Source organism: Bifidobacterium ruminantium DSM 6489 (assembly GCF_000770925.1).
GTDB lineage: Bacteria > Actinomycetota > Actinomycetes > Actinomycetales > Bifidobacteriaceae > Bifidobacterium > Bifidobacterium ruminantium.
The window spans coordinates 1-3,786 of sequence record NZ_JDTK01000036.1 but is presented as its reverse complement, the minus strand read 5'-3'; the positions used below and the strand labels follow the sequence as shown (position 1 = coordinate 3,786).

4 protein-coding genes and 1 pseudogene are annotated in these 3,786 nt (G+C 38.5%); all 5 read right to left on the bottom strand.

What is annotated here, in order from left to right; genetic code table 11:
• Window positions 1-493, bottom strand: a 493-nt coding sequence (locus OU26_RS09985; protein ID WP_152571367.1) for a glycosyltransferase family 2 protein, incomplete at its 3' end; no start/stop codon positions are given.
• A 19-nt stretch (window positions 494-512) separates the two neighbouring features.
• The gene (locus OU26_RS09980) at window positions 513-1,088 is read right to left on the bottom strand and encodes an LbetaH domain-containing protein (RefSeq protein WP_081815696.1); all 576 of its coding nucleotides are present in this window, start codon (window positions 1,086-1,088) and stop codon (window positions 513-515) included.
• Window positions 1,089-1,104: 16 nt separating this feature from the next.
• Window positions 1,105-2,094, bottom strand: a complete 990-nt coding sequence (locus OU26_RS09760; RefSeq protein WP_051593016.1) for a glycosyltransferase family 2 protein — start codon at window positions 2,092-2,094, stop codon at window positions 1,105-1,107.
• Window positions 2,094-3,218: an O-antigen ligase family protein gene (locus OU26_RS09975; protein WP_160257614.1), complete on the bottom strand. Its 1,125-nt coding sequence runs from the start codon at window positions 3,216-3,218 to the stop codon at window positions 2,094-2,096. The genes OU26_RS09760 and OU26_RS09975 overlap by 1 nt, the downstream gene beginning before the upstream one ends.
• Window positions 3,219-3,277: 59 nt before the next feature.
• A pseudogene (locus OU26_RS10245) lies at window positions 3,278-3,786 on the bottom strand (hypothetical protein); the annotation flags it as partial.

Sequence of the window (3,786 nt, the reverse complement as noted above, 5' to 3'; positions counted from 1 at the left end):
ATAAAAGCTGCCAAGAATGACTTGGAATTTTGTCACTCAAAATTGCCGGTAGCAGCTCATCAGTATTAGCGAGGGTATCCGGAAAATTTTTTTCGCGTAATAATCCATTTTCATCAATTAATCGGTATCCAAAATGGACTAAAGAAGCCGAATCATCATTTAATAACGTCATGCACTTGAAAATCAAGCTTTCATCAATACGGTCATCGGGATCGACGAAAAGAATAAATTCACCCTGCGCATAGCGAAGGCCAGTATTTCTCGCCGCTGAAAGGCCGCCATTTTTTTGATGAACAACGCGAATACGATCATCTTTAGAAAGCCAATCGTCTGCTTTCCCTGCAGTATCATCAGTTGATCCGTCATCAACGATGATAATTTCAGTATTGATATATGTCTGGGAAATAACACTTTCCAAGCAGTCATCTAAATAATTCGCCACATTATATGCTGGCAAGATGACGCTGACCAGCCGGCCTTTTTTCTGTTCCATCTATCTCACCTTCGTAGCACTAATAAGTGCAAACAGGAATCGGCACTTCAATAGTTCCCTGATTGTTAATTTTCTTTGCCGGAACACCAGCCCAAGTTGTGTCAGCTTCATTTATCGGTTTAAGCACCAACGCAGAAGCTCCGATTCTTACGTTATCAGCTACAGCAATTCCTCCCAGCACCTTCGAATCAATCATAAGCTCTACATGATCACCGATTGTCGGGCATTCTCCATGTGCCTGTGCAATGACAACGCCACTCGAAAGCGCGCAGTAATCTCCAACTTTTGAATCAGGATTAATAATTATCCGTTCCGGATGCCAAATTAATAATCCCTTACCAAAAACATTAATGGGGATTTCTGAAGAGAAACGTCGATCATATCTTTTCAACATAAAAAGATAAACAAAATATGCCAACCTGTGATAAATATTCTTGGAAATATTGTGATGGTACTCACATTTCCTTAAACACTTTTTCCACCGGACCACTGCCCCACTTGTACCCAGATAACGCTTCACAAAAGATGAAGGCCGCGGCTGCATACGCTTATCCTCTTGGATATATTCCAATAAATCAGCTTTTGTTCTAATCATCAAAAATCCTTACGTTTTATCCCTTGATACAATTTATTATTTTCAAAACAAGAAAAGCAAGATAACAGAAATTGTGCATAAGGCAAAAAACGATAATAGAATTGTCAATCCTCAATTGACATTGTTGAGCGCGTGCCAAACATCCCTCATCATCCATCACCTTACGTATCGAACGAAATACATCACCGAAAGAAGCATAGGAGAGGTACGAAACAGCAATCTTAAGAAGATTGATATACTGCATGACCTCGCCGTGGCATGCCGTTTGATAGCAGGCGTTTCCCCATTTCATCGAAAAAGACAGAAGACAAGCATTTACTTTTCTGATATCAGATAACTGACTGGACTTATATCTAGCCGTGCTAGCGGAATCATTAGGCCTATAAAAATAGAGAACCTTATCTAAACTATAAAGAGAATGAGCACTGTCGAAAACAGGAAGAAGCTGTAAAAGATCTTCACCGTGCATCAACCCTGCATAGTTGGAATAATCAGCAGTACAGTCAAAACATGAAAGCCTTATCGCCTTGCTCCACATCTCATTGAATCGTCCTTTGCAGAGATGAAGCTTAGCTTCTTCGAATCGTTCGCCATCATATATCCCGATCGGCAAGGGTGAAGGCGAATCAGATGTCAAGAAATTATCCTGCCGAGAATACCTAAAAGAAACAATATCAACATCATATTTATGAATTACCTCGGCAATATCCTGCAAAGCCGTGGAGCGTAAAGAATCATCCGCATCCAAGAAAACAACATATTTGCCACTCGCCGCTTGTAGTCCAGCTCTTCTGGCAAGCAAAAGACCCTTGTTTTCTTGGTGGATCACATGAGTCTGAAGGTTTTTCCCAGCAAAAGAATCTGCTATCTCACTCGTCTTATCGGTAGATCCATCATCAACAATTATAGTTTCATAATCTGTGAAGGTCTGCATCCGGACAGATTCCAAAGAATCACATAAATATCTTTCTGCGTTAAAAGCAGGAATAATAATAGAAAATAGCATTATAAATCGAAATCCTTGTACGAATAATATTTTTTACTCAACAATATGCCAAGACATATCGCAGGGAAGATTTCTATTTTTTCAAATTGAATCAACGATAAAGCAAAGAAAGCAAGCAGGAAGTTTTCAAAAGGATTGGCGAATTTATGTTTGAAAATACAATTAAAACACAGAAAAGCAACCAAACATGCATAAAATACTCCACCAAGCACACCAGTTTCAACAGTCATCTGGAGGAATAGATTGTGCAAATTGTCATCTACTATCGGTTCCATTCCCACTGTATTCGCAGCCACTCTATTCACTGCAGAAACCGCATTCCCCAAACCAACGCCAAAAGGATGATTACAAAGAAAAGGAAGGGCACTATCGTAGATTCCAACACGACCCGCAGCGCCTCTATCCTCTTGGTTTCTGAAAAAACGGTCAAGAATTGGTTGGAATATTCCAAGTTTCAATGCATAAAAAGAACCAAAGGAAAGAGTGACGAATATTAAGAATAAAATCAAAAACGGATTTTTTGATTCTCGCAGCCTTTTATATGCGTATATAGCCAAACAGATTAGCGAAATAATAATACCAGCTCGACTAACTTGGATAGAGGAAAATATGAACGATAAAACAAGATATATAATGCCGTAAGGGCTATCCATGAAAAAAACGCCATATATACTGGGCCATGATGCTTCAAGGTTAGCTCCGCCCCCAAATATTGTTGGGTAGTACGGATGATTTATGTAATATCCAGATGAAAAATATGCTAATATAGCATTTTTATAACGAATTGCATTTAATATAACGATCGCAAAAGAAAGTATTCCAGCTACTTGAAACACTTTCTTGTATGACTCAAATGAGATATTTCTTCCTAAATTGACAATGAAAAAAATAATATAAAAGACAAATAAGTAATTGATAATAGATGTGTTCAATCCCCATTGGAAACCTGCAAACAACGATACACAGAGGATGTATGCCAAAAAAATACATATCACAGCAGGTGGAAATTTCGCCTCTCTGAACTTTGGCAGTAAAAAAGGAATAAAACATAATGCAAATAAATGTCCCGGATTTAACGGGCCAATCACTTTGACATTTTGAAATGCAGACCCAACCAAAACCAATACTAGAAGTATACAAATATAACGGTCTTGAGATTGTTTGCCTGTGCTAGAGGATATTTTCATTTTCTTACCAGCCTATAAACACATCTGCAAGGAATCGGACCTAGGAAGGACAGTAATGAAGCGATTCTAGCATCGGGCCTTGCTTCTCTATCCTTTAAAACTGAAATTCGATTGTTTTTGATTCCATTCCACAAGTCATCTGCTATTCCAAGTATTTCTTTTGTACCATCAGGGCTCATATTCATGTACAAATTAAATAATGCGCTCTGTTCTTTTGAATAATAAGCATTAATGACACTCGGATACTTTGTCCGCACTATCGTCTTAACAACGTTAAGCTGATCAAGTAAGTCAAGCTTCTTGGGATTAAAACTCGCTGTTTGGATGCTATTTGGACGAATCCTATAGTAATAGTCTTTCTCATCCAGGTATGCGATTTTGCCAGCCTTATCAATAAGCTTGGTAGTAGTGGCAATATCCTCATACAATTTCCCGACAGGATACTGAATCGTGTCAAACAATTCTCTCTTATAGATTTTCGGGAAAGCGTTAGGCTCCAAATGCC